4 protein-coding genes are annotated in these 4026 nt (G+C 74.1%); 1 reads left to right on the top strand and 3 read right to left on the bottom strand.

The genetic code is table 11. The annotated features are described in order from the left end of the window. Nucleotides 1–90: 90 nt before the first annotated feature. From ACFP3U_RS36705 to ACFP3U_RS36695, 3 genes are all read right to left on the bottom strand, one after another. Nucleotides 91–1293: a TolB family protein gene (locus tag ACFP3U_RS36705; RefSeq protein ID WP_380230118.1), complete on the bottom strand. Its 1203-nt coding sequence runs from the start codon at nucleotides 1291–1293 to the stop codon at nucleotides 91–93. 195 nt (nucleotides 1294–1488) lie between these two features. Next, the gene (locus ACFP3U_RS36700; RefSeq protein ID WP_380230117.1) at nucleotides 1489–2259 is read right to left on the bottom strand and encodes a lysophospholipid acyltransferase family protein; all 771 of its coding nucleotides are present in this window, start codon (nucleotides 2257–2259) and stop codon (nucleotides 1489–1491) included. A gap of 278 nt (nucleotides 2260–2537) precedes the next feature. Then, nucleotides 2538–2963 (bottom strand): DUF4395 domain-containing protein, encoded by a 426-nt coding sequence (locus tag ACFP3U_RS36695; protein ID WP_380230116.1) that lies wholly within the window; start codon nucleotides 2961–2963, stop codon nucleotides 2538–2540. Between the two features lie 224 nt (nucleotides 2964–3187). Between ACFP3U_RS36695 and ACFP3U_RS36690 the strand changes: the two genes are divergently transcribed. Beyond that, nucleotides 3188–3601, top strand: coding sequence for a TlpA family protein disulfide reductase (locus tag ACFP3U_RS36690; RefSeq protein WP_380230115.1), 414 nt, complete (start codon nucleotides 3188–3190; stop codon nucleotides 3599–3601). Nucleotides 3602–4026 lie beyond the last annotated feature (425 nt).

Below are 4026 nucleotides of genomic sequence, written 5' to 3'. Positions count from 1 at the left end.
ACAATCATTGTGAAGAACCCCCATCCGGGATCCGGATGGGGGTTCTTTGCGTTCAGCGACATTTCCCGCCACGGGGCATTCCGCGGAGGTTCAGCTCTGCGGCTGGGCGGTGCCCCAGTTGGGGCGGCCTTCCGAGGGGCCGGTGGGGTCGGTGAGCCGGGTGGCGGTCGAGCCGTCGGCGCGCATGGTCCAGAGCTCGGAGGCCCCGCCGGCCGGGGCCTGGTCGAAGGCGATCGCGGTGCCGTCCGGGGAGTAGGAGGCGACCCCGTAGGTGACCTCGGACGGGCCGGGGGTGAGGGCCTCCACGGCGGTGCCGTCGGGGTGGACGGTGTAGATGCCGCCGCCGGGTGCGCCGGGCGCGTTGTCGGGGCCCGCGGGGTACGTGGTGAAGACGATCCGGCTGCCGTCGGGCGACCAGTTGGCGCGTTCGCCGGCCCGCAGCTCCCACGGGGTGAGCCGGCGCAGACCGGTGCCGTCGACGTTGACGACGTAGAGGGAGCGGCCGTTGGCGGGCTGACCGGTGGCGCTGGTCCGGTAGGAGAAGACGAGCTGCTTGCCGTCGGGGGACCAGGCCGGGTCGGTGACGGCGCCGGAGTACGGGGTGTCGTTGGTCAGGAAGGTGAGGCGCTGGGCGCTGGTGCCGTCCGGAGCGATGACGTAGAGGTCGCTGTACTGGGTCTGCTCCGAGGTCGGATCGGACTGGCCCCAGGTGCGGGTGAAGGCGATCAGCTTGCCGTCGGGGGACCAGGCGGGGCCGGTCTCCGTCTCGTTGAGGCAGTCGGGGGCGCCGGCTTCGCAGAGCGGGCCGACCGGGTGGGCGTTCCGGCCGTCGGCGCCCGTCGTCCAGATGCGGCCGGGGGAGTCGCCGCCGGTGCGGTCGAAGGCGAGGGCGGTGCCGTCGGGGGACCAGGAGGGGCGGTCGTCGCGGGTCCGGTCGTCCGGCTGGGTGAGCTGCTGACGGGTCTTGCCGTCGGCCGTGACGGCGAAGATCGCGCTGGTGCGGCGGTCCTGGTCGAGGAAGCCCCGGGCGGCGATGAGGCCGTTCCGGGCCGGTGGCGCGGTCGGGGTGGCCGCAGCGGCGACGACGCCGGCGGGGCCGTCGGCGACGACCGGTTCGACGGTGGGGGTCGGTGTGGGGGTGGGGGATTCGGCGCGGATCTCGCTGAGCGGGATCTCGCCGGGCTGGGCGCCGCAGCCGGTGAGCAGGACCCCGGCGAGCAGGAGGCCCGCACCTGCGCGAGGGCGGGTGCGGGCCGTGGCGGGGGTGGCCCCTGAGAGCCGTGTGCGGGTCATCCGCGTCTCATCTCCGTCTTCGATCCGCCCGGTGAATCCGGGCGTGAGCCCCCCGAAGGAGCTGTCACTTTGTCAGATCGGAGCGGGTGGAGCGGGGCGACACGCGACGGTCCGCGTCCGCTCGGGCACGGGGAGTCATCCGTTCGTGCGGCGGTTCGGACAAGGAGCGGTGGTGCGGACCCCGGTGACGAGGGGTCAGCCGCGGGCGGCCCGGCGTTCGGCCTTGGCGACGTTCTCCGCCTCGTCCTCGGCCTCGGCGACCTCCAGGGTGGGCGCGGTGCCGCCGAGCTGGGCGGGCAGCCACCAGCTGTCCTCGGGGCCGGACGGCTTGCCGGGGTACTCGCGCTGGGCCCGGTCGAGCATCTCGGACATCGCGGCCCGCAGGCGCCGGGTGACCATGACGGGCTTGTCCCCGGGCTCCAGCACGATCGGCTCGCCGATCATGATGGTGACCGGGACGTGCCGCTTGGTGAGGGTCTTCGGGCGGCCCTTGGTCCACAGCTGCTGGGTCCCCCAGAGGACCATCGGGAGCAGCGGGGCGCCGGAGTCGGCGGCCATCCGGGCGGCGCCGGTCTTGAACTTCTTCAGCATGAAGGAGCGGCTGATGGTGGCCTCGGGGAAGACGCCGACGACCTCGCCGGCCCGGAGGGCGCGGACGGCGGCGTCGTAGGCGGGCTGGCCGTCGGCCCGGTCGACCGGGATGTGCTTCATGCCGCGCATCAGGGGGCCGGAGACGCCGTGCTTGAACACGTCGTCCTTGGCCATGAAGCGGGTCTTGCGCTTGCCGCCCCGGTAGGCGCCCAGGCCGGCGAAGAGGAAGTCGAGGTAGCTGATGTGGTTGCTCACCAGCACCGCCCCGCCCTCGGCGGGGATGTGTTCGGCGCCGACGATCTTGATGCGCACGTCGAGGGCGCGGAAGACGGTCAGTGCGGCGCCGATCACCGGCGGGTAGACGAACTCTGCCACGGTCAGTCCTGACTTCGACGGGCCTGGCGGCCCGGTACGGCGGGGGCCCGGGGAGCCGTCCGTGGGGGCCGACCGGGGGCACGGCACACCGCGGCGGCCACGGGCGATACACGGAGATGATCCCCCGAAGGAGTGCCTGCTGTCACCTGAGGGCTGCGGCCTGGCGGAATGTGAAGGTGTGACGTACGTGATGGGCCGGCCGGGAACTTTTCCGCTCCCGGCCGGCCCCGCGTTTTCGCTCCCGACCGGCCCCGCGTCGGGCCGGTGGCGCGGCCCGGTCAGGCGGTGGCGTCCACCCGGCCCTGTGCGCGGCGGAGCAGCAGATACATCTCGCAGCCCAGGCAGTAGCCGAAGGCGGCGTTGAGGAAGGCGGCGGCCAGGGCGAACCCGGTGGCGAGCAGGCCGAGCCAGGCGGCCCCAATGAGGAAGCCGAGCGCGCCGACGAGGGCGAAGGCCAGGCCGACACCCTGGGCGAACCTGGGCGGGCGTTCGTCCTCGGTCTCGGCCGGCGGTGCCAGGCGGGGCCGGACCAGCGTGCGGTAGAGCCACCCGTACGGGGAGCGGCGCAGCCCGCCGAGGGCTCCGAGGGCGAAGACGAGGGCCTGGGCGGCGAGCAGGGCGCCGCTGCCGGTGAGCAGGACGGAGATCAGGACGACGGTGGTGAGCGCGGCGGCGAAGCGCGGGCCGCGGGGATCGATCTGCACGGGGACTCCGGGAGGGGACGACGGCGGGCTGACGGCTGGGGAGCGTCAGCGACAGCGCGAGGTCGTGGCCCGGCACAGGTCGACCACCCGGCGGGTGGTCAGCAGCGGCTGTGCGGGGCGGTCGGAGTTCACGCGGTGATCGTACGCGGCTCGCGCGCCGGTGGTCGACCGTTTTGTCGGGGGCCGCTCCCGGGGCCGGGGGAGGCCTGGCGCAGACTGGGGGCATGAACGGGTTGGTGGTGTGCGTTGTCGTGCTCGCGCTGGCGAGTGCGTTCGGGATGCTGCGGGCCAAGCGCGACGGGAGGCTGAGGGTGCGGGCGAAGGACGGGGTGGTGGGGCTGTCCGCGGCAGAGCTGGGGGTGCCGCTCGGCGAGCGGGCGACCCTGGTGCAGTTCTCCACGGCCTTCTGTCAGCCCTGCCGGGCCACCCGGCGGGTGCTCGCGGAGGTGGCCGGGATGGTCGACGGGGTGGCGCACGTGGAGTTGGACGCCGAGGAGCGGCTGGAGCTGGTCCGGCGGCTGGACATCCTGCGGACGCCGACGGTGCTGGTGCTGGACGCGGGTGGCCGGGTGGTCCGCCGGGCGGCCGGGCAGCCGAGGCGGGCGGATGTGATCGCGGCGCTGGGCGAGGCGGTCTGAGCGGTCCCGCGCCCCGGCGCGGAACGGCGCTTTCCGTCGTCACGGTGGGGCTCGCGGGGGACGGAGCGCCCCCGTGGGGTGGAGCAGGGGGCGGGCTGGGGCAGGATGGCCCTGACGGCAGTGCGGCCGTCCCGCGGTCCGTACCGGACCGACGGCCCGCTCGGGGCTGCCGAGGGGGTCCGAGGGGCGCCCGGACGGGACCGCGCGGCGTAAGCTACTGGCGAGTAGTGACGTCGGGCTACTGGCGAGTATGCTGCCAGGGAGTTCCGGACCGGCACGGGAACACGCTGCCGGGAACGGGCGCGTGCCGTGTTCGCGCCCGTGTGCACAGCCGCAGCCGCCGGACGAGACCAGTACAGGAGACAGGCCGTGAGCTTGAGGATCGTTGTCTGTGTGAAGTACGTGCCGGATGCGACGGGTGACCG

This window comes from Kitasatospora misakiensis, from assembly GCF_042656005.1.
GTDB lineage: Bacteria > Actinomycetota > Actinomycetes > Streptomycetales > Streptomycetaceae > Kitasatospora > Kitasatospora misakiensis.
This window is presented reverse-complemented; position numbering and strand designations above follow the sequence as displayed.

Coding starts and splice junctions, on each gene's coding strand:
- ACFP3U_RS36690 (WP_380230115.1), top strand. CDS start 3,188: ATGAACGGGTTGGTGGTGTGCGTTGTCGTGCTCGCGCTGGCGAGTGCG.
- ACFP3U_RS36705 (WP_380230118.1), bottom strand. CDS start 1,293: ATGACCCGCACACGGCTCTCAGGGGCCACCCCCGCCACGGCCCGCACC.